Annotated in this window: 16 protein-coding genes; 7 read left to right on the top strand and 9 right to left on the bottom strand. The window is 53.3% G+C overall.

Features of this window, described 5'->3' with window-relative positions; genetic code table 11:
- Window positions 1-22: 22 nt before the first annotated feature.
- The gene (pyrC, locus tag EK22_RS13655) at window positions 23-1,057 is read right to left on the bottom strand and encodes a dihydroorotase (RefSeq protein ID WP_036251907.1); all 1,035 of its coding nucleotides are present in this window, start codon (window positions 1,055-1,057) and stop codon (window positions 23-25) included.
- Between the two features lie 109 nt (window positions 1,058-1,166).
- On the opposite strand from pyrC, the gene EK22_RS23720 reads away from it, so the two are divergent.
- From EK22_RS23720 to nadA, 3 genes are all read left to right on the top strand, one after another.
- Window positions 1,167-1,451 (top strand): FmdB family zinc ribbon protein, encoded by a 285-nt coding sequence (locus tag EK22_RS23720; RefSeq protein WP_036251906.1) that lies wholly within the window; start codon window positions 1,167-1,169, stop codon window positions 1,449-1,451.
- Window positions 1,452-1,519: 68 nt separating this feature from the next.
- On the top strand, window positions 1,520-3,301 hold the full coding sequence (aspS, locus tag EK22_RS13645; protein ID WP_036251904.1) for an aspartate--tRNA ligase: 1,782 nt from the start codon (window positions 1,520-1,522) through the stop codon (window positions 3,299-3,301).
- A gap of 150 nt (window positions 3,302-3,451) precedes the next feature.
- Window positions 3,452-4,549 (top strand): quinolinate synthase NadA, encoded by a 1,098-nt coding sequence (gene nadA / locus EK22_RS13640; RefSeq protein WP_036251903.1) that lies wholly within the window; start codon window positions 3,452-3,454, stop codon window positions 4,547-4,549.
- A gap of 167 nt (window positions 4,550-4,716) precedes the next feature.
- Here the strand turns inward: nadA and ylqF are convergent, their stop codons facing one another.
- A complete protein-coding gene (gene ylqF / locus EK22_RS13635) occupies window positions 4,717-5,637 on the bottom strand; it encodes a ribosome biogenesis GTPase YlqF (protein WP_036252004.1) in 921 nt (306 codons plus the stop codon).
- 141 nt (window positions 5,638-5,778) lie between these two features.
- Between ylqF and yfbR the strand changes: the two genes are divergently transcribed.
- The 3 genes from yfbR to EK22_RS13620 are packed head-to-tail and all read left to right on the top strand — an operon-like array spanning window position 5,779 to window position 11,397.
- Window positions 5,779-6,393 carry a 5'-deoxynucleotidase gene (gene yfbR / locus EK22_RS13630; RefSeq protein ID WP_036251902.1) on the top strand — a complete coding sequence of 205 codons (615 nt, stop codon included), beginning with the start codon at window positions 5,779-5,781 and terminating at the stop codon, window positions 6,391-6,393.
- Between the two features lie 25 nt (window positions 6,394-6,418).
- Window positions 6,419-7,660: an exonuclease SbcCD subunit D C-terminal domain-containing protein gene (locus EK22_RS13625; protein ID WP_020157314.1), complete on the top strand. Its 1,242-nt coding sequence runs from the start codon at window positions 6,419-6,421 to the stop codon at window positions 7,658-7,660.
- Window positions 7,660-11,397 (top strand): AAA family ATPase, encoded by a 3,738-nt coding sequence (locus EK22_RS13620; RefSeq protein WP_036251901.1) that lies wholly within the window; start codon window positions 7,660-7,662, stop codon window positions 11,395-11,397. Before EK22_RS13625 ends, EK22_RS13620 begins: the two co-directional genes overlap by 1 nt.
- Window positions 11,398-11,666: 269 nt before the next feature.
- Here EK22_RS13620 and EK22_RS13615 read toward each other — a convergent pair whose 3' ends face one another.
- Window positions 11,667-12,446, bottom strand: a complete 780-nt coding sequence (locus tag EK22_RS13615; RefSeq protein WP_027146948.1) for a M48 family metalloprotease — start codon at window positions 12,444-12,446, stop codon at window positions 11,667-11,669.
- A 1,671-nt stretch (window positions 12,447-14,117) separates the two neighbouring features.
- The gene (tnpA, locus tag EK22_RS13600) at window positions 14,118-14,549 is read right to left on the bottom strand and encodes an IS200/IS605 family transposase (RefSeq protein ID WP_020157762.1); all 432 of its coding nucleotides are present in this window, start codon (window positions 14,547-14,549) and stop codon (window positions 14,118-14,120) included.
- A 96-nt stretch (window positions 14,550-14,645) separates the two neighbouring features.
- Here tnpA and EK22_RS13595 point away from each other — a divergent pair, with 96 nt between their 5' ends.
- Window positions 14,646-15,824, top strand: a complete 1,179-nt coding sequence (locus EK22_RS13595; protein WP_020157308.1) for an LBF_2804 family protein — start codon at window positions 14,646-14,648, stop codon at window positions 15,822-15,824.
- A gap of 352 nt (window positions 15,825-16,176) precedes the next feature.
- Here EK22_RS13595 and EK22_RS13590 read toward each other — a convergent pair whose 3' ends face one another.
- The 5 genes from EK22_RS13590 to EK22_RS13575 all read right to left on the bottom strand — a co-directional run.
- The gene (locus tag EK22_RS13590) at window positions 16,177-16,740 is read right to left on the bottom strand and encodes a hypothetical protein (protein WP_036251899.1); all 564 of its coding nucleotides are present in this window, start codon (window positions 16,738-16,740) and stop codon (window positions 16,177-16,179) included.
- Entirely contained in the window at window positions 16,737-17,609 is an 873-nt protein-coding gene (locus EK22_RS13585) for an N-acetylmuramidase family protein (protein ID WP_036251897.1), read from the bottom strand. Before EK22_RS13585 ends, EK22_RS13590 begins: the two co-directional genes overlap by 4 nt.
- A 212-nt stretch (window positions 17,610-17,821) precedes the next feature.
- Window positions 17,822-18,025 carry a hypothetical protein gene (locus tag EK22_RS24285; protein WP_152565109.1) on the bottom strand — a complete coding sequence of 68 codons (204 nt, stop codon included), beginning with the start codon at window positions 18,023-18,025 and terminating at the stop codon, window positions 17,822-17,824.
- A 145-nt stretch (window positions 18,026-18,170) separates the two neighbouring features.
- Complete coding sequence (locus EK22_RS13580; protein WP_036251896.1) at window positions 18,171-18,512, bottom strand: hypothetical protein; 342 nt, start codon at window positions 18,510-18,512, stop codon at window positions 18,171-18,173.
- A gap of 2 nt (window positions 18,513-18,514) precedes the next feature.
- The coding region (locus EK22_RS13575; protein WP_235209399.1) for an RHS repeat-associated core domain-containing protein at window positions 18,515-21,088 on the bottom strand (2,574 nt) is incomplete at its 5' end.

Here is a 21,088-nt window from a genome sequence, read left to right as displayed (position 1 = left end):
ACGGCTGTCTGGGGTCTATGCGCTACTGCTGTATTTGCCAGGCGAGTTCTTCATTGGCTTTCAGCGGCGTGATCGATAGCGAATGCTCGCTATAGGCCCCCGGTACTTTCCAAGGGGTTTTCACCAGCGTGACGGCGTCCAAATTTCTCGGCAAACGGTAAAAATCGGCGCCGTGGAAACTCGCAAAACCTTCCAGTTTATCCAATGCGTCGGCCCGTTCAAAGACTTCCGCATACAGTTCCAGCGCGGCATGGGCGCTGTAACAGCCCGCGCAGCCGCAAGCGGCTTCCTTCAGCGAGGTCGGATGCGGGGCGCTGTCCGTGCCCAGGAAGAATTTCGGATGGCCGCTGGTGGCGGCGGCAACCAAGGCCTGGCGATGGTGCTCGCGTTTGATGATCGGCAGGCAGTAATGATGCGGACGTATGCCGCCGGCCAGCAGGGCGTTGCGGTTGAACATCAAATGCTGCGGCGTGATGGTGGCGGCAATGCGCGCGCCGGCCGACTGCACAAACTGCACGGCTTCCGCCGTTGTTACATGCTCGACTACGATGCGCAGTTCCGGGAAGTTTCTGCTGATATCGGTCAGGGTGGTGTCGACGAATACCTGCTCCCGGTCGAAGATGTCACATGCCTCGTCAGTAACTTCGCCATGGATCAGCAAAGGCATGTCGTGCTTTTCCAGGGCCGCCAGCAGCGGGTAGGCGGCCTTGATATCACTAATGCCGGCATCGGAATGGGTTGTGGCGCCGGCCGGATACAGCTTGAACGCTTGTACATGCTCGCATTCCGCGGCTTTGCTGATTTCAGACGCACTCGTCGAGCCAGTCAAATAAAGCGTCATCAGTGGCGTAAAATTCAGACCGACGGGCACGGCCTGCAGAATTTCCTCCCGATAAGACAGGGCCTGTGCCACGGTCGTCACGGGCGGCTTCAGGTTGGGCATGATGATGGCACGGGCAAATTGCCTGGCGGTATGAGGCATGACGGTTTTTAAAATCGCGCCGGTTCTGACATGCAAATGCCAGTCGTCAGGTCGTGTGATGGTTAATTTTTTCATTATGCGGGTTATTCTTCTGTAAAATAGGCAGGTATTTTATAGGAAGGACCTTGAAAATCTAACATAGTCCCCTATTTTGGGTATTATTTTTTTGTTATCGGAGGGGCTAATGCCAATTTACGAATATCAATGTCAAGCATGCGGTCATGAACACGAGGCGTTGCAAAAACTCAGCGACGAGCCATTAATTCACTGCCCGGCCTGTAGTCAACCTGAGCTGATGAAAAAGATCTCAGCGGCCGGGTTCCGGTTAAAAGGCGGCGGCTGGTATGAGACTGACTTCAAAAGCGGTACCAAGAAAAACATAGCGGGCGAAAGCAGCAGCTCCAGTACCAGTACCAGCTCTCCAGGCTCAGCGAGCTGCTGCGGCGGAAGCTGTAACAGCAGTCATTAGGGCTGACTTGCAACAGCCGGTTTAAGCACGTAATATCGACAACTTTTTTGGATTAACAGAGAAAACTTATGCGTACCCACAAGTGTGGAGAATTAAACAAAGAACATTTAGGGGAGGCCGTTGAATTATGCGGTTGGGTTCATCGTCGCCGGGATCATGGCGGGGTCATTTTTTTTGATCTGAGAGACCGTGCCGGCCTGGTGCAGGTCGTATTTGATCCTGATTCTCCTGAAACTTTCGCCATCGCTGAAAGTGTACGCAGTGAATATGTTTTAAAGGTTGAAGGGATCGTGCGCAATCGTCCCGAAGGCACGATTAATCCGAACATGCATACCGGTGAAATTGAAGTGCTGGTCAGCAATGTGGAAGTGCTGAACGAATCCGAAACACCGCCTTTCCCGGTGGAAAGCGATATCGAAGTCAACGAGGAAATGCGTCTGCGTTATCGCTACATCGATCTACGCCGCACATCCATGCAGGAAAAAATGCGCGTGCGTCGCGATGTGACGCGTACCTTGCGCAATTTCCTCGACGATAACGAATTTTTCGAGATTGAAACGCCTTATCTGACCAAGGCCACGCCGGAAGGCGCGCGCGATTACATCGTGCCCAGCCGCACACATGAAAATGCCTTCTTTGCCTTGCCGCAGTCGCCGCAGCTTTACAAGCAAATACTGATGGTTGCCGGCATGGACCGCTACTATCAGGTTGTGCGCTGCTTCCGCGACGAGGATTTGCGCGCCGACAGACAACCTGAATTTACCCAGCTCGATATCGAAACGTCTTTCATGGATGAAAACGAGATCATGGAGGTCATGGAAGAGATGATCCGTCAGTTGTTCGCGGAAATCATCGATGTGCAACTCGATGCCACTTTTCCTCGCATGACTTATCAGGAAGCGATGTCCCGGTTCGGCGTCGACCGTCCCGATCTGCGGATTCCGCTGGAACTGGTCGATATCGCCGAGGAAATGAAAGCGGTCGATTTCAAAGTCTTCTCGGGTCCTGCCAACGATCCCAACGGTCGTGTCGTGGCCTTGCGCCTGCCTAACGGCGGCGATCTGAGCCGCAAGGATATCGAGGACTTGACCAAATACGTCGGTATATACGGCGCCAAGGGTCTGGCTTATATCAAAGTCAACGACCGCAATGGCGGCATCGACGGCCTGCAGTCGCCGATCGTCAAATTCGCACCGGCCGAAGTCTGGGAGCAAGTGCTGACCAAGACCGGCGCTCAGACCGGCGATCTGATTTTCTTCGGCGCCGACAAGGCGCACGTCGTCAACGAAGCGATGGGAGCGCTACGGGTCAAGCTGGGCCACGATCTCAACCTACTGGAAGGCGACTGGAAGCCGGTTTGGGTGATCGATTTCCCGATGTTCGAATGGGACGACAAGAGTCAGCGCTGGAATGCCATTCACCATCCGTTCACGGCGCCCAGTTGCTCGGTCGAAGAATTGCTGGCCAACCCTGGCGCGGCGTTGTCACGCGCCTATGACCTGGTATTGAACGGCACTGAAGTCGGCGGCGGCTCGATTCGTATCAATCGAACAGCGATGCAGCAGACCGTGCTAAAGATTCTGGGCATTGACGAGGACGAAGCCAAGGAAAAATTCGGCTTCCTGCTCGAGGCGCTGAAATACGGCGCACCGCCGCACGGCGGAATGGCGTTCGGACTCGACCGCCTGGTCATGCTGATGACCGGATCGCACTCGATCCGCGATGTGATTGCCTTCCCTAAAACACAATCAGCGTCCTGTCCTTTAGTCAGTGCGCCGGCTGTCGTCGATGATGCGCAGTTGCGCGAACTGGGCATCCGGTTGCTGAAACCGGCAGTCAAGGCATCGTAAGATAAGCCTGTCCAACATTTGCTCCGCCGTAAAATATGCGGCGGAGGCAAAACTATATCGGGAAGGAAGGGTCTTAGTAAATTAAATACTTCGTTCCATCGTGTCCGTTGTGAGTTATCAAATTATTCTCTGTTAAGGTTTGTCTTTATAATGACCGATACCGCATTATCCATTCAAGATTATGCATTGCTCAGTGACGAGGAGTGCGAAGCGCGCATTGTTGCCGCCAAGGAAAAGCTGGGCAGTCGTTGTGTTGTTCTAGGTCATCATTATCAACGTGATGAAGTTTTCAAGCATGCTGACTTGACCGGCGATTCATTGAAACTGTCCCGGGAAGCGGCCCAGTCCGACGCCGAATACATCGTGTTCTGCGGTGTGCATTTCATGGCCGAAGTGGCCGACATTCTGTCCAGGCCCGAGCAGATCGCCATATTGCCGGACATGGCGGCCGGCTGTTCCATGGCGGACATGGCCAACCTGATCAAGGTGCAGAAATGCTGGCACGAGCTGGCTGAAATTCTGGATGTGGAAGCTGAAGTCACGCCCGTGACTTACATTAACTCGGCTGCCGACCTGAAAGCCTTCTGCGGCGAGCATGGCGGCATCGTCTGTACGTCGTCCAATGCCCAGAAAATCCTGGAATGGAGCTTCGCGCGCCGCGAAAAAATCCTGTTTTTCCCGGATCAGCACTTAGGCCGCAACACCGCCTACCGGATGGGTATTCCGCTGGAGGAAATGGTGGTTTGGGACTTCACCAAGCCCATGGGTGGGCTGACGGCCGAGCAAGTCCGCAATGCCAAGATGATTCTGTGGAGCGGCTATTGTTCCGTGCACCAGGCGTTCCAGCCGGAACATGTCGATAACTTCCTGCAGCGTTATCCCGAAACGAAGGTGATTTCGCATCCGGAAGCCTGCTTTGAAGTGTGCCAGAAATCCGATTACATCGGCTCTACGGAATACATTCTCAAGACCGTACGCGAAGCGGAGCCGAACACGCGCTGGCTGGTCGCGACGGAACTGAACCTGGTCAATCGTTTGAACGAGGAATGCAAAGCACAGGGCAAGAACGTGCACTTCATGTCGCCCATGCTGTGCATGTGTTCCACCATGTTCAGAACCGATCCGCAACATTTGGCCTGGGTTCTGGAAAACCTGGTGGCCGGCCATGTCGTCAACCGGATCTCCGTACCTGCCGACGTGGCCAAACTGGCCAAGGAAGCCCTAGATAATATGTTAGCTATAAAATAGTTTTTATTTGATATCAGCAGTTGTAGGGTCGAATTCATTCGACCCGAAATACTCGCAAAGCTTTACTGCATAAAAAGCCGATAAATGCAGCGCATTTATCGGCTTTTTTACAGTAGATGGAGGGGCGACTTCAGTCGCTCAGAGCGGATAAATCCGCCCCTACAGAATTATTTCGAATCCTTCCACTTCTGTTTCCTGGCCAGTTTCTTCGCCGCTTTCTGCTCGCGGATAACCGCCAGTTCGGCCAGTTCCCGTTCCATCATGGCCGGCGTTTCCAGGCTGATGCGGCCGATCATGCCGGAGCGCAGCTCGGCCAGTAACAGTTTGGCAACCTTGTCCATGTCCACGCGTCCGCCCGAGCGCAGACAGCCGCGATTTTTGCCGATAGTTTCCATAAGCGCCTGCTCGCCATCCGGCAGCTGTTCGATCTGATAGCGGGCCTTCAGCAGGTCGGGGTACTGTTTTAACAGATACTCGGCCGCGAAAAAGGCGATATGTTCATGATTGATGGCCGTGTCCTTGATCGCGCCCGTGGTCGCCAGCCGGTAGCCGCTGTTCCGGTTTTCGACATTGGGCCAGAGCACGCCGGGTGTATCCCACAGGACGATGCCGTTGCCGATGTCGATACGCTGCTGGGTTTTGGTGATGGCCGGTTCGTTGCCGGTCTTGGCGATAATCCGGCCGGCTAGGATATTGATCAGCGTGGACTTGCCGACATTCGGTATGCCCATGATCAGGGCTTGTATCAGCCGGCCGCTGCTGTCCCTGCCGGGCAGCATCTTGTGGCACAGATCGGCGATCTGGCGCATTTTTTCGGGTTGCTCGACGGTCAACGCCAGGGTCTTGACGCCTTTTTCCCGTTCCAGATAGATTTGCCATTGCTGCGTCAGGTCCGGGTCGGCGAGATCGCTTTTGCTGAGCACCTTGATGCAGGGCTTGTCACCGCGCAGGGTTTTCAGCATCGGATTCTCGCTGCTGAACGGAATGCGCGCATCCAGAATTTCAATGATCAGGTCAACCTGAGGCAGGATGTGTTTGATCTCTTTGCTGGCCTTGTGCATATGGCCGGGATACCACTGAATAAGCATGATGTTTTTCAAATAGTTAGAATGCGGGTCGAGCGCCATTATAGCAGCTATAGCATAGGGCCGCCCCGATGACAGTGCAGCAAAGATGGCTGTTATTCAGTATCATGTGCCATAAAATCCCGATTGCTATTAATCATCCGTATGAAAACGACGAAAGAAACAACGATAACAAGCAGCTTTTACGCCTACTTATCAAGATTGCGCTGGATCAAGCGCTGGGGGCTCAAACGCAATGCCCATGACGAGAACGTCATGGAGCACAGCTGGGAAGTCTCCGTCATCGCGCATACGCTGGCCCTGATCAAAAACCGCTATTACGGCGGTAATGTCGATGCCAATGCCGTCGCCGCCGCGTCCTTGTATCACGATATCACCGAAGTGATCACCGGTGATCTGCCGACACCGATCAAATACCACTCCGAGGAAATCAGCACGGCTTACAAGCAGATTGAAAAACAGGCCGAGAAGGAGCTTCTGAACCTGTTGCCGGCGGAGCTGCAGGCCGATTTTAAGACGCTGATTCATCATGACCACATGCCGGAAGAGCATGTGCGCATCATCAAGGCCGCCGACAAGATCTCAGCCTACCTCAAATGCCAGGCCGAGCTGAAAGCCGGCAACACCGAATTCGAGATGGCCGCCGAGCACCTGGCCAAAACAATCGGCGAATCCGATCAGCCCGAAGTCATGTTTTTCATGCAGGCGTTCGTGCCCAGTTGCGGACTGACCCTGGACGGCCTCATGAAAACCTACTGAGCTGGCAACATTAGGGACATACCACATGTTAAGACTCTTCCATACAGCCGACTGGCATCTCGGCCATCACCTGCACGGCGTATCGCGACACTCCGAACACCGGCAGTTCCTGGCCTGGTTGCTGCAGGCCATGCAAGACAGACAGGTTGACGCATTGATCGTCGCCGGCGACATTTTCGATACCGCCAACCCCTCGGCGCTCGCGCAGGCGCAACTTTATGAATTCCTGGTCAACGCCAGAACACGGCAGCCTCAACTGGATATCGTGCTGATCGGCGGCAATCACGACTCGGCAAGCCGGCTCGATGCGCCTTCGCCGATACTGAAAGCGCTGGGCGTGCATGTCGTCGGCGGACTGGTGCGCAAACCCGACGGAACAATCGACTGGGATCGGTTGATCGTGCCGCTGACCGATGCCAAAGGAGCCATCAAGGCCTGGTGCGGCGCCATGCCGTTTCTGCGCCATGCCGATCTGCCCGGCAATGGCGAGGCCGGCGATCCCTTGATCGCCGGCGTTAAAGACCTGTATGGACAGTTATCTGAACAGCTCCAGAAAAAGTCCGGCAACGGCGCGAGTCTGGTCCTGACCGGCCATTGCTACATGGTAGACGGCCGCGTGTCGGAACTGAGCGAGCGCAAAATCCTGGGCGGCAACCAGCACGCGCTGCCGGTCGATATATTCTCCGGCAACGTCGCCTATGTCGCCCTGGGCCATCTGCATCTGGCGCAAAAAGTCGGGCCGCACGAGCATATCCGCTACAGCGGCTCACCGATACCGCTGTCCTTCGATGAAGCCGACTATCGGCATCAAGTGCGGCAGATTGATATCGAGGCGGGGCAGGTGGAAACGGTCGCCGTTCAAATTCCGCGCGGCGTCGAGATGATCAGAATCCCTGACGGCAAGAACTTCGCGGTATTAGCCGACGTCATCGCGCAACTGGAGCGTCTGGATCTCGACCACGAACTGCCGATTGAGCAAACCCCGTTCGTGGAACTCAGAATCCGGCTCGACAAGCCGGAACCGGGCCTGCGCCAGCAGATCGAGGAAGCCATCGCCGGACTGCCGCTGCGCCTGCTGAAAATATCGACGGCCTATGGCGGCAGCCAACAAAGCCTGGCCGATGCGAATATCGAACAGCGATTGGAAGAACTGCAACCCATGGACGTTTTCCAGCGCTGCTACCAGAACCGCTACGACCAGAGTGCACCGGACAGCCTGACAGCCCTATTCAATGAACTGGTCGAAAGCGTGCAGGGAGGCGACTGATGCGCATTCTGGCGATTCGCGGCAAAAACCTGGCCAGCCTGGCCGGCGAGTTTGAGATTTCACTGGACGATGGCCCGCTCGCGCAGGTCGGCCTGTTCGCCATCACCGGTCACACCGGCGCTGGCAAGAGCACGATACTGGACGCCCTGTGTCTGGCGCTGTACGACAAAATACCGCGTCTGCCCGAAGGACACGGGTTTGCGGTCGGGCACAGGGACGAGGATGAAAATCTGCGCGTGACCAGCAACGACGTGCGCTCGATATTGCGGCGCGGCACGGCCTCGGGGTTTGCCGAGGTCGATTTTATCGGCAAGGACAAGCAAGCCTACCGGGCGCGTTGGGAAGTCAGCAAGGCGCGCGGCAAGGCGACCGGCCGGCTTCAGCCCCAGGACATCACGCTGACTCATACCGCCAGCGGCCTGCGCATAGGGCAGGGCAAAAAGAGCACGCTGGAAGCGATCAGTGAAAAAATCGACCTCAATTTCGACCAGTTCCGGCGTTCGGTGCTGCTGGCGCAGGGCGATTTTGCCGCGTTCCTGAAAGCCAAGAAAGACGAACGCTCCAATCTGCTCGAGCGCATCACCGGCACCGATATTTATTCCGAACTGTCGATCGCGGCCTTCGAGCGCGCCAAGCAGGAAAAAGAGGCGCTCAGACGCATCGAAGAGCAGTTGCAGAATCAGCTGCCGCTGGCAGAGCCCGATCGAAAAGCGTTGGAACAGGAACGCGATCAGTGCGTCGCGCTGCTGGACGATCTGGAAAAAGCGATCAACGCCAATCAGCAAACCCTCGACTGGTACACGGCGCTGAACAACCTGAAAGCGGCCGAGCAGGCGGCCGGAGAGGCCTTCGAACACAGACGGAAAGCCTGGGACGACGCCGAAGCCGATCGCCTGCTGATAGAAAAAGTCGAAGCCGCGCAACCGCTTAAAACCCTGCTGGCGCAGTATGAAGCAGCGCTGACAGAAGTCCGGGATGCGCAACAGAAACTGCAAGCCGGCGGCGAATTGCAAGAAACCACCGAATTCAGGCTAAAGGCGGCCAAACAACAGGCAACGGTTGCCGCCGATGCCCTGCAGGCCGCCGAGAAAAACCGGCATGATGCCCAACCGCTATTGAACAAGGTCCGCGATCTGGATACCCGCATCGAGATCATGCAAGTCAATATCAACGCCTTGACTGCCGAACAAATCCGCCTCCAGGAACAGCTGGAGGATGCGCAAACGCATCATCAGCGCCTGCTGGCACAGCAGGCTGAAAAAACGGATCGATTGCAGCAGCTCAACGTCTGGCTGGACGAAAATCAGGCGTTCAAAACCATCGCGGTTGAATGGAGCCGTTGGCAAGGAGAACTGGAACGCTACCAAGTGCTGGCAGCACGCAAGATCGACTGCGAGAACAGGCTCAATACCCGCAAGGATGCGGTTGACGGTGATGAGCACCAGCTGGCCGGGATCAAAAAAGCCATCATGGAAAGCCTGCAGGAGCAGGAACGGCAACAGGCAAGGCTCGATCCGCTGAAACAGCAGGCCGGACAGTACTCGCTTGAGGACTTGAACCGGACTAAAGACGAGCTGGAAACCAAGCGTGCGCAAGCCAGTGCGGCCCTGAAGCTGGCTGAGGAAGCGAGAGGGCTGCAACAGGCCATGACGCAGGACGGCGACAGACTGGCCACTATCGGGCAGGCGCTGACCGATGCGGCCGGACAATTGGAAACGGCAATCCGCCAACAGGCCGTCAACGGCACCGCGCTCGAAGAAGCCAAAAAAGCCCTGGCCCTGATCCAGGCCGCCACGCATAAAAACGCGCAGGAATTCCGCGATCTGCTGCAGCCGGACCAACCCTGTCCCGTTTGCGGCGCCCTCAAACATCCCTGGCGTAGCCATAGTACCGTGGGCTCCCCGCTGGATGGCGCTCAGCAGGCCCGGGTCAAGGAACTGGAAAGCGAAAAAGTGGCCCTGATCAAATCGGTCGCGGGGCTTAACAACCTGATGGCCCAGAAACAGGAACAACAGACGGCGCTGGAGCAGCAAATCACTCAGACCCAGGCAAAACTGGCTGATTGCCGTAATGAGTGGAACATGTTGACCTTGCCCGACAAAGCCGATCTGGCCGTTACCGATGCGGGGCTTTTACCGTGGCTGGAGCAACAGGCCGAACAATTGATGGTCGAATGGGAGCGGATCAAACAGCAGGAGAAGCAGGCCATAGAACTGCAAAAGCAGATAAAAACGGCTCAGGACCTGTTCGATGCCGCCAAGCAGAAACAGGAAACTCTGGCCGGTCAACAGGCTGCACTCGACAGCCGTCTGGCCGAAAATAAAGCCAACCTGAAGCATTTTTACGAGCAGCTTCAGGAACTGGAAACACAATGGGACGCGCAGACCGGGCTGCTGCAGGCGCCGTTTGGCCAGATTGATGACTGGCAGTCCGATCTGGCGCGTGATGCGGAGCAGTTCAGACAAAACCTGGCGTCACAGGTAGGCCAATGGCAACAGGCAGCGCAGGAAGTAGAGGCGACCACCCGAGATCTTGCCGATATCAAGCACGAGGAAAAACTCTCGGCCCAGACCCTGGAACAATGCAGAAAACTTTTCCAAGCCAAGCAGACCGACATCACACAGCAGATCGAGGGAAAACAGAAGCTGTCAGAAGAACGCAATGCCTTGCTGCCGCATGCCGAGGGTGAGACCGCAGACATCTACGAACAGGCACTGCACCGCAAGGTACAGGCTGCCAAGGCCGCGCATCAGCAGGCCAGCGATAATGCCGCCCAGGCTGAAACCGATCTGGCGACGCAGCAACAAAACCAGCGGCACTGGCGGGACGAGACCGATCGGCGCTCTGGCAATCTGGAAAAGGCGGGGAATATGCTGAATCAGGCGCTGGCAACGCAGGGCATCGACCTGGATGGCTTGAAGCCGTTGCTGGAAAAGGACGAAACCTGGTTGAGTGAGCAGAAAGCAGACCGGCTAAAGCTGGAACACGCGCTGCACGAAGCGGCCGCATTGCTGAAAGTCAAAGCGGACGACCGGCGCCGGCATGAAACCCATGCGCCCCTGGAAACTGAGGAACTCGCCCTGCAGATCGCTCAGGAATTGCGGCAGCAGCGGCAGAATCTGAATTCACAGAAAGAAGAAAAATTGATACTGCTACGCGAAGACGACAAGAAAATCATTGCCGGCAGCCATCTGAAAGCGGAGCTTGAAAAGCAGCAGGAGCGCTGGCAACAATGGGAAAGCCTGAACGATCTGATCGGCTCGAAGAACGGCGCCAAATTCCGCGGCTTTGCCCAGAGCCTGACTCTGGAAGCCCTGCTGGCCCATAGTAACCGCCATCTTGAAGATTTTGCCCGGCGCTACCGGTTGCAACGCGTGCCGGGCAGCGAACTGGAACTGCAGATCATCGACCGCGACATGGCCGACGACGTGCGCAGCGTGCACAGCCTGTCCGGCGGCGAAAGCTTTCTGGTCTCGCTGGCGCTGGCGTTGGGCCTGGCCTCATTGTCCTCAAACAAAACCCAGGTTGAATCACTGTTCATTGACGAAGGCTTCGGCAGCCTGGACCCGGAAACCCTCGACATCGCCATTGCCAGCCTGGACACCCTGCAAGCCCTGGGTCGTAAAGTCGGCGTTATCTCGCATGTGCCGATACTGGTCGAAAGGATCGGCGCCAGAGTCATGGTTGAAAAGCAGGGAGGGGGGCGGAGCCGTGTTTTTGTTGAGGGGAATGGTTAAGGCGCGCCGTTAAATTGGCATTAAATACGCTGTTGTGCAGGAGCGGGATATAGGTTCTGTAAGGCTTGAATCATGAGGGTCAGGTTGCATTGATGTCGAGCACCAAGCGAAACTGACCCCCATTGATTGCCGATCAAACCAGATCGGTCTGAAGCGGTTCGGACTGCCCGGAAGAAGCGGGACATTTTGACTGCTTACCACGGGGAAGGCGAGTGAAACTCACCTCTTTACATCCAGGCTGTCTGAACTGACTATAGCATCTATCGGGTTTACTCCTGTTTGGCGAGCTGTCCCATACGGTCGGCGCGCTGGTCGGGTTCAGGGTGGGAAGACAGCATTGAATGCTCACCTCCGCTCAATTGCGCCAGTTTACGTAGCGCGCTCTCCGCCGCTTTCAGATTGCCGCCTGTTTTACGCATGAACTGCAATCCGTAATCGTCCGATTCCGTTTCCTGACTCTGGGAGTACTGGGCGTTCAAGACGGATTCCAATAGCCCGCCTAATTCCGAGGAAACAAGATTGCCAGCCATTGTTCCGCTTGCGGCCGCGCCTTTGCGGGCTCCGCTTAAGGCCAAGGCGGTACGCATTTCCTTTGCGGCATGGCCGTTTTTGATATGGCCTATTTCATGGCCAATAACAAACAGCAACTCTTCGTCATTCATTAGATCCATCAATGCCGTGTAGACACGTACAGAGCCGTCCGCCGTCGCATTGGCATTAACGCTGTCGCTGACATAAGCCTTGAAGTTGATATCCAAACCATCATAGTTGCGGTACTTATCGGTCAACCTCGCCAGCCGCTTCGCATATTTGCTCGATGCGGGAGCGACTGTTTCCTGGGATTGTTCTTCAAATAACCGCATTTGTCGCGAAGATTCTTTCACTTCTTCGTCTGTCAAAGTAGCGGCTTTTCCGAGTTCGGACGCGGCACCTATGGCACCGTCGACATCAATGCCTCCGATACTGCCTACTTGAACTCCGGGTAATCCCTGTCCTCCGCAGGCCGCTAATAACGAGCATATTCCAACTATTCCAATGACACGATTCATTATTGATTTTCCTTATTTATTCCATTGATCGGTTCTGATTTCAAGCACTTAATATTGCTTTCAGACTTTAACTTTGATTATTCAAAAAATGGGTAAACTCATTGACTTGATGAGCATCACGCCGATAATGCTTCGAGAGAAGCTAAATGAGGTTGCCTGGAGCCCCTTTATGAAATAGAGCGCTAAGCAACCTAACGGATTTTATCATGGGAAAAATGGATTGACGACCCTGTCTTGCCAATCAGAGCAATCGCGCAATGCTTTCCTGATTCATGAACAGGACAGTTCAGCTCGCCGGCTGTTTCGGGCAGGATCAGCTCCAGGCTCGGGAAGCGGGCGCGGCGAAGCCCTGATGCCTGAACAGGGCTCCACTCCCTCAAGGCGCTCGAAGCCGACTAAGCGCTCGGCGTAGATGATAAGGTAGATTACCAGCGTGTTGTCCCGGTACAGCCGCTCCATCCGAACCAGGTACTATCCTGAGCGCCCCAGGTCGGTGATGACTCAGCTGTCGATCAGGATGACGGCCATGAATCGCCCAGCATCAAGGCTATGATGTCGGCGACGCTCATGATCAGTTTAGTGCTATGGGCGGTGCGGAACCGGCTGGCATTCTTTCGGCCGGTCTAGGGCCAAAATTTTAATGAACCTGGCCGCAATCCATAACGAAGTAGTTTTGGTTCAGGCCGGGGATAGTCTGGTGAAGTCGAGTTTTTCCGATGAGGAAAACGGTCAACTCCGAATTTATTGGAGAGGATGTTTTAGGTGATCATGGCTATTTTTTGGCAACCGTATTCACATCTTCAGTGGGATTCCAAGAATAGATTGAAGTATTATCCATGTAATCACACAAACGATAACAATCAGTATCGTTTTGATGTGTTTTGATGTTTCGCCATCATTATTTTCTGGTTTTGACATAATAAAATATATCCATGGTTTAATTACTGCGCCCATCTGATTCATCAGTTGTATGGGTTTTATAAACGCTATAGTCATTGCCTGCAAGAAATTTGCATTATCTAAATTTGTACGATTTCAAATTTAGTGTGCAGGTTGGGTTAGGCGATAGCCGTAACCCTGCACATCGAAGCGATAAATGTACCATGAATGCCGTTAACAGAATTCGTGGGAGCGGGGTTACGCCGTGACAAACGCTTATAACGGCGCTTTAAATCGTGATTAGCCAGTATTTTCTGGGGAGATGGAATATTTTACGTTATCGCTTATCCAACCTACCGAACTTGCTTGAGGTGTTGCGAGGTTTAATATGAAATGCCCTGATTGTGGAGAAGATATTGAAATTGAAGATTGGATGGGTGACGAACCATTCGGTTGCCCTTATTGCGGAATTATCCTGCGGCTGATAACCAGCAAGGACGCTTATTCCGCTGCCAACGACAAGCGGTTGGTGATTTGCGAATAAGCTGCCTGATCTTTTCGGCAATTGCAAGACGTTCAGGAAATGCTATGGCGCCGGAGACCTATTAGCCTGAGTGAATGCCACGATTTGCTGGGAATGGTGTTGCCGCATGCAATCCAGAACCCAGGGCGGATAAATGAGGCGTCATCCGGTAAATGACGCCAGATGCTCACTAAACAACCACCCGCTCAAGCGGGTGGGTTCGAATAACGGACTGAAAGTCCGGATACGCGTCGACTAAACGACGCGTCTTAATCGGGTTCCATCTTAAAATTGTCATTGGGATTAGGTTCAAAATGATGCTCCAAATACTGTTTGATCATTTCATCCGTCATCTGGCCAACGGTGGCGCAAAAATATCCGCGCGCCCAAAAATGCCTTCCCCAATATCGCTTTTTCAAGTGCGGAAACTCTTCGAGCAGATAGCTCGATGTTCGTCCCTTAATTCGCCTCATGATTTCACTGGGAGCCATATTCGGCGGTGCACTCACCAAGATGTGCACATGATCTTTGCTCACCACGCCTTTGATGATCCGTATCTCAAAGGCTTCACACGTCTGCCGCACCAAGTCTCTCACTCGTTCGGCTATTTCACCTTTCAGAACTTTATAACGATACTTCGTTACCCAAACAAAATGGTACTCAATTTGGTAAACCGTATGGCTGCCGTATCTATAGTCCATTGCCACCTCCTTGGCCAGATTATCGCAGCTAAAGCTGACCGGCTAAAGCCGGTGGTTTAAACCTTATGATGGAAAATTAAACTTAGTAATTAAGCTATGACCGAAGCAGCGACCAAACAATCGATCTATCAAAGAAAAGAGCAGGCGGGTTTCCTGGAAACTGTCGGAGTTCGTTACTACCAGTTTTTGGCCAAAAAAGCCGGTACGGCCGAGTTGCATAATGTCAGCATCGATGACTTACAGCCCGATGCAACGCTACAGGCATTATCGTCCAATATCACGGCTTTCGCGGCCGTGATCGCCTTTGCCATAGGCGCTCTGACCACATTCGTGACAATCTGGATAGAATGGACTTATCAAGCCTCGATGAGCACCACGGCCTATTATCTGCTCTATGGCTCGGCGTTAATCTTGATGCTGGTTATCGAAATGACTGTGCTGTTTTGGCTGGGTCTCAAAATTGTCTACAGCCTCGCCTGTCTAACCGGACATAACCAGGCCACCAAAGACTTTTGCCTGCCGGGTGATGATGCCGTGCCCAATATACTGGCACGTGCCGCGCTGGAAGTGCCGGATCCGATCATTCATTATTTGGGGATTGATCCGCTAAAACATTTATCCAAATCCAAAATATTTCTGGTCACGATTTTATATAAAGCCAAAGTCATACTCAGTAGTCTGGGGGTGAAATTTTTACTGGTGCGCTTTTTTGGTAAAGGCGACATACGCATGACCTTCAACTGGGTTGCCATTCCGATAACCGGTTTATGGGATGCCTTTACTTTGTATAAAGTGGCTAGGGAAGCGCGACTGCGCCTATTCGGCAACAAACTGGCCGAACATATTGCGGTGAACATCATCACCGACGAAGTGATCGCTCAACTGAGCCCTAAAGCCCGCGAAGGCTCGATCAGGGCGGTTGCGGTCATGATGGTCCTGGCGCAACATTACCATCCGAATATGTTGGTGTTGTTGCATAGGCTCTGCCTGACCTTCGAAATCGATGAGACTAAAGAATACGATAACTGGAAAGATTTTTTATCACTCCTGGATGAAATCTCCGAGCGCGAACGCTATTTTTTGCTTGATTTACTGTGTGTATCTGCCGCTTTCGACGGACATTTATCACGTTTGGAACGACACCATTTGCCAGAGGCATTCAAAGAACTGACCGAAGAATACATGCAACGCGCGGAAAAATTAAAAAATATGCTGCTGAACGGGCAGTTACATGCGGCCAAAGACTTATGCGAACTGGATTTTAATGCTGGCTAATGCCGCTTTTGATGCACTTCAGTTCCTTATGTCAGATATACTCGGCGCGGTCAGGAATGTAGAAAACGAGATGAGCAAGTAGGACGGTTTCGCGCAGCAAACCGCCATTTCAGGCAGACCAGTAATATCGTGGAACATTACGGTTTTAAGACGCCGGTTGTTGGTGGATTGCTAAGGCAAATCCACCTTATAATTCATCCTGCATACGGCCAGTTTGGAAACCTGGACATATGAGGTTTTTCCTCTTTTATTTAGCTTGTTGGATGGGATGCGCTTTTCTGACCATCAACTTTGCTATAAATAGTGAGCAAACGATGAAGTTGTTTACCATCCCACTCTACTGAGCTTTTTATTATTTCAATTTAATTTTAGCCTGTTTTGCGTTTTTCACGCCCTCCAGTCTATCGGATAAGCCTTCATCTATTTTCCAACAGTCTTCATCCAGATAATAAAAATAACCGGCATTTCCATTCTCTTCGCCAGAACCTAACCTGTAATAACTATACAAAATGACTAAACCATTATTATGGAGGTTGGATTTAACAGTAAATACGGATTTGACTTCAATTTCAAACAGCCCATCCGCTTCTTTTATGGGTTCAAGATGAGTCACTCGATTTTTTTGAAATCCTTTTTCGGATAACAGCACAAGTCCACTAAAATTCGTAGATTGACTTTTATCATGGTAAATTGCAACAACTGCACGTGACGCCCCTTGTAATGCAATCTCTACAACTGGGTGTACTAATTCGGCATCCTTTGGTAAGGCCGACTTTAAGAATGTATGGATTGATTCGCTAGATTCCTTTTGAACCAACTCAGAGCCTAACGTAAATAACGGAAATAACATTAATACAAAAAAAGTATTAACAAATATCCATTTTTTGTCACGATAATTAATATTAGTTTTTCTCATTTTAATACTGCTATTTTTTTATTGTCATATTTTTTATAGGCTATCTCAAGCTTGGTATCATATTTATTTTCTTGATACTTAGGCCCATTATATGCACGAGCAAAACTCTTCCAATCTTTAGATTTGAGGTATTTAGTTAATCCAACCTTACTAATAAAATTGACAAAGGCCAATAGTTGCTTGCCCTCTGATTCGAACATTGCTTGGGTATAATCTTCAATAGACGAGAAACCAGAAGCTGAGTAATTAAAACCCATGATTTGGAAGAGCCCCCAAGAAGTAGATTCAAGAGCAGCTTGCCGATTTATGGTCATCGCCTTCTCTAAGCGACTATACTCAGCTTCACCACCTAAATACAAAGCTTTGTTCCACTTTGATGAAGAAATATCTGGATATCTTTTATCGAAAGCATGAAAAGTTTTTTTCGAAAAAATGTGAGCCTCAAAAAGAATTTTAGGCTTACCAGATGAGAAAAATCCTCCACCTTTGGATTCGACATCAGTAACGGCACGTATGCATGCTTCTTCGCAACCCAACTTTTTTGCTGCTTTATCAAAATCGCTATTCGTTAGTTTAACGCCATTACTTGACGCAGGAAGTGCGATTGAAAACACCTTGCAATTAGAGTTCTGATATTTTAATTCCAAAGCTGTAAAGGTGGGCCCAGATGGACTAATACGCCCATCTGGCTTTATACCAAGATAGAACTTTTGAAAATAGTCAATGGCAGCAATAGTGTTTTGATTTAAGTTGCCACTTTCATCCAATTGAAGACTGCAAATAGCATTGTTCAGCATTTGCTGAATTAACTTAACATCTCCTAATATGTTTATACATCCGCGTCCGACAGATTTCTGAATTTTATCCATATTACATTCCTTTTATTTTTTGTTATTACTTTCATCGATCTAATTAGGTATATAGTTAGAAAGGCAAATAGATAGAGTAAAGCGAAACTAAATTCTATGAGGCAAACTGAACTTCGCGCCTATACCCCCTTCTTCAGTCTTAATACCAATTATTTCCTCATAATTTATTTATTAGCGATAGCGAATTCCATAACAAATTCAATTTCGGCATTTTAATTAACAATATTACTCAAGCCCATAGCCAAACTCACCATCCGGCACTCCGGCATATACACACTCAATCCCCTTGCCCCAGGCGGCAATGTCCAGATGCAATGCAGATGGTCAGGCAGGATAACGATGGCATTAATCCGGTAAGGTTTGCGCTCCTTGACGTAACGCAAGGTGGCTCTCAGCAGATCAATCTTTTCCACCAACAGATAATTATTCCGGCGTTCTGCGAGAGTAACGGTGAAGAACCAGGTTGAGCCAGGGGGCGTAGATCCGGCGGTAGTCAGTCATTGGCCTGGCTGATGGTTACTCGAATGATGCGCTTCGTGCCTCAGCGCATCCTATGGCTCTTTACAATTCATCCAGCATACGGCCTACAGTTACTTTATCAGCGAGGACTTGAAGTACACTCAAGCCACTCCAGGCTGACACGAAAGAATATATGCGGCACTTTGCTTCAGACTCATCTGGAAATAGGCGAAGAACTTTTATTTTATATTCTCCTGTATCAGCTACCTTAATTTCTGAAAGCTCCTCACCTTCAGCGCCTAAAGATTCAAAAGCGATAACATCCTCAAATACAATTGACCAAGTGTTTTCTTGCCAATCCTCAAAATAAACTTCTAAGCTCCCAGGCTTAGAAATCATTTTTTTTATTGCCCCATCGTTAATTACTAAATTGCTTAATTCCAACTTTACATCCCCGGATGTGATTCGCCAGGTAAAAAACCAGTACCATGGCCATGTTGATAATTCTCTGGTTTGATTTTCTGGACCTCACCACGGCGTTTAGCTTGGCCCCATGTCAGATTATCAGGCTTAGTTTCTATATGATAATGTTCTCCATGATGCCTCGCATTAAATGGTCCTGGATCTCCCGGATGACTTTCATAACGAATGCGAGTATTACTATTGGGCGACCACACCATTCTTGTGGTGCCATGTTGAGTTGTAGATACTTCTGGATCTACTCCTAAAGCCTTCGTCAGATCATTAGGGTTATCTGGAAAATGAGTTTTTGCTTCTTTTGCAATACCCGCACAGTCCTTTCCCGTCAACCCCAACGGATCAACCCAATTGACCGGATTAACCGCATACTGGAACAGGTTCACGCCGCCGGCCAGGCCAATCGGATCCTGGTGGATGAAGCGCCCGGCCTGGGGATCATAATACCGGTTCAGATTGTAATGCAGCCCCGTCTCGGCATCAAAATACTGCCCCTGAAACCGCAGCGGATTATCGATGTCGGCCACATCGGCCAGGGCCAGCGAACCATAAGCCCGGTAGCGGGCCGACCAGACGATTTTGCCGGCAGCATCGGTCAGTTCGCGCGGTGTGCCCAGATGATCCAGGTGGTAGTAATAGACCTGTGAGGCCGCGCCGCCGGCCTGATCGATGCAGGCCAGCGGCCGGAAGCCGCCGGGCTCGAACAGATAGGTCCGGCACCGCTCCGCCCGGGTTTCCTGCAGCAGTCGCGCCCCGTCATAGACGAAGCGCGTCTCGCCCTCGGGCGTGACCTTGGCGATACGTCGGCCCAGCGGGTCGTAGCGGTACTGGCTGATGCCATCGGGCGTTTCGGCCCGGATCAGGCGGTTGTCGCTGTCGTAGGCGTAGCGGGTAGTGAGTCGGCCGGCCTTGCCGCGCCGCTCTTCGGTCAGGTTGCCGGCGGCATCGTAACGGAAATGCCGGTCGCCCAACAGTACCAGGCGGTCGCCTTTGACCCGGCCGCCGCCGTCCTCGTTCATGCCGATCAGGTTGCCGGCCGGGTCGTGCACGAAGTGTTCCGGCGTCAGGCCTTCGACCTCGATAAGCCGGTCGGCGGGATCGTACAGATAGCGGCTGGCGCCCTGGCGCAGGTCGTCGACGGCGTTGAGCTTGCCGGTGGCGTCGTAGCCGTAGCGGCGGCCGAGCAGGGCGGCTTTGCCCCGCAGGCCGGCCTGGTGCTGGGTCAGCCGGCCCATCGGATCGTAGGCGTAGCGGCTGACCAGGTCGCCTTGCTGGCGGGCGGTTTCCAGGCCCTGCTCGTCGAACTGGTGGCGGCTGAGGATTTCGCCGTCCAGGCGGACGGTCTGCAGGCGGCCCTGGGCATTGTAGGCATAGTCGAGGCGCTGGCCGGTGGGCGTAACCGTGGCGGTGCGCCGGCCCAGGGCGTCGTATTCGTGCGCGATCGCGGCGCCGTCCTGGCTTTCGCTGATGACCTGGCCGAGCGGGTTGTACTGGAACTGCAGCTGCGCGTGGCTGTTCTGGGCCTGTTGCAGGCGGCCGAGCGGATCGTAGCGGAACTCGCAGGCCGCACCGTCCCAGCCGGTCTTTTTCAGCAGGCGCCCGAGCGGATCGCGCTCAAAGCGGCTGACCTGCCAGTCCTGGTCGCCGCGCTGGGCGTACAGGTCCAGGTTGCCTGTCGCATCGTAATGATAGCGCTGAACGCGGCCGTCGAAGCCGATCTCTTCGATCAGGTTCTCGTCCTGGTCGTAGTTGAGCTGGTAGCGCTCGCCTTGGGCGTTGGTCAGGCCGATCAGGTTGCGCTCGCTGTCGTAGTGGTAGCGCAATACCTGGCCGGCGGGGTCGCGGCGTTCGGTGAGCTGCGCCAGGCCGTCGCCGTAGCGGTATTCGGTCGTGCGCCCGGCGGCGTCGGTATAGCGGGTTAAGAGCCCGGCTTCATTGTAGGCCAGCTGGACCACGGCGCCGTCGGGGCCCTGGAGGGCAGTGACGCGGCCGGCGGCGTCGTACCGGTACTGGCTGCTATGCGGGTGGTGCCTGGCGGCGATGAGCCGGTCGTCGCTGTCGTAGCGGAACTGCCGGCGGCTGCCGTCGAAGCCGATCTCGCCCGCCAGCCGCGCCTGCTCGTCCCAGAGCAGGGTGCGGGTCTGGCCCAGGGCGTTGACGATCCGCGCCGGCAGGCCCTGGTCGTTGTAGGCGATGCGCGTGACGCCGCCTTGCGGGTCCTGCGTCTGGATCAGGCGGCCCCGGTCGTCGTAGTCGCGGCTCCAGGTCTGGCCCAGGGGATCGGTCAGGCCGGTCAGCTGGCCTGTGTCGCTGTAGGCCAGCTGTGTCGTGTGCCCGAGCGGATCGGTCACGGACAGCAGCCGGCCTTCGTCGTCGTAGGCGTAGTCGGTGCGGTGGCCGGCGGCATCGGTGACGCGGCTTAACAGGTTGTGTGCGTTGTAAGCGTAGTGCGTGCTACGGCCTTCGGGGCTGGTCTGCCACATCAGCAGGGCATTAGCGTCGTGCTGGTATTCGCTGACGCCGCCGCGCGAGTCGATGGCGCG

The sequence above is a fragment of the Methylobacter sp. BBA5.1 genome (assembly GCF_000746145.1).
Classification (GTDB): Bacteria; Pseudomonadota; Gammaproteobacteria; order Methylococcales; family Methylomonadaceae; genus Methylobacter; species Methylobacter marinus.
This window is presented reverse-complemented; position numbering and strand designations above follow the sequence as displayed.

Coding starts and splice junctions, on each gene's coding strand:
- EK22_RS13620 (WP_036251901.1), top strand. CDS start 7,660: ATGCGCATTCTGGCGATTCGCGGCAAAAACCTGGCCAGCCTGGCCGGC.
- aspS (WP_036251904.1), top strand. CDS start 1,520: ATGCGTACCCACAAGTGTGGAGAATTAAACAAAGAACATTTAGGGGAG.
- EK22_RS13615 (WP_027146948.1), bottom strand. CDS start 12,446: ATGAATCGTGTCATTGGAATAGTTGGAATATGCTCGTTATTAGCGGCC.
- nadA (WP_036251903.1), top strand. CDS start 3,452: ATGACCGATACCGCATTATCCATTCAAGATTATGCATTGCTCAGTGAC.
- pyrC (WP_036251907.1), bottom strand. CDS start 1,057: ATGAAAAAATTAACCATCACACGACCTGACGACTGGCATTTGCATGTC.
- EK22_RS13585 (WP_036251897.1), bottom strand. CDS start 17,609: ATGGATAAAATTCAGAAATCTGTCGGACGCGGATGTATAAACATATTA.
- EK22_RS13590 (WP_036251899.1), bottom strand. CDS start 16,740: ATGAGAAAAACTAATATTAATTATCGTGACAAAAAATGGATATTTGTT.
- ylqF (WP_036252004.1), bottom strand. CDS start 5,637: ATGCTTATTCAGTGGTATCCCGGCCATATGCACAAGGCCAGCAAAGAG.
- EK22_RS13595 (WP_020157308.1), top strand. CDS start 14,646: ATGACCGAAGCAGCGACCAAACAATCGATCTATCAAAGAAAAGAGCAG.
- tnpA (WP_020157762.1), bottom strand. CDS start 14,549: ATGGACTATAGATACGGCAGCCATACGGTTTACCAAATTGAGTACCAT.
- EK22_RS23720 (WP_036251906.1), top strand. CDS start 1,167: ATGCCAATTTACGAATATCAATGTCAAGCATGCGGTCATGAACACGAG.
- EK22_RS13625 (WP_020157314.1), top strand. CDS start 6,419: ATGTTAAGACTCTTCCATACAGCCGACTGGCATCTCGGCCATCACCTG.
- yfbR (WP_036251902.1), top strand. CDS start 5,779: ATGAAAACGACGAAAGAAACAACGATAACAAGCAGCTTTTACGCCTAC.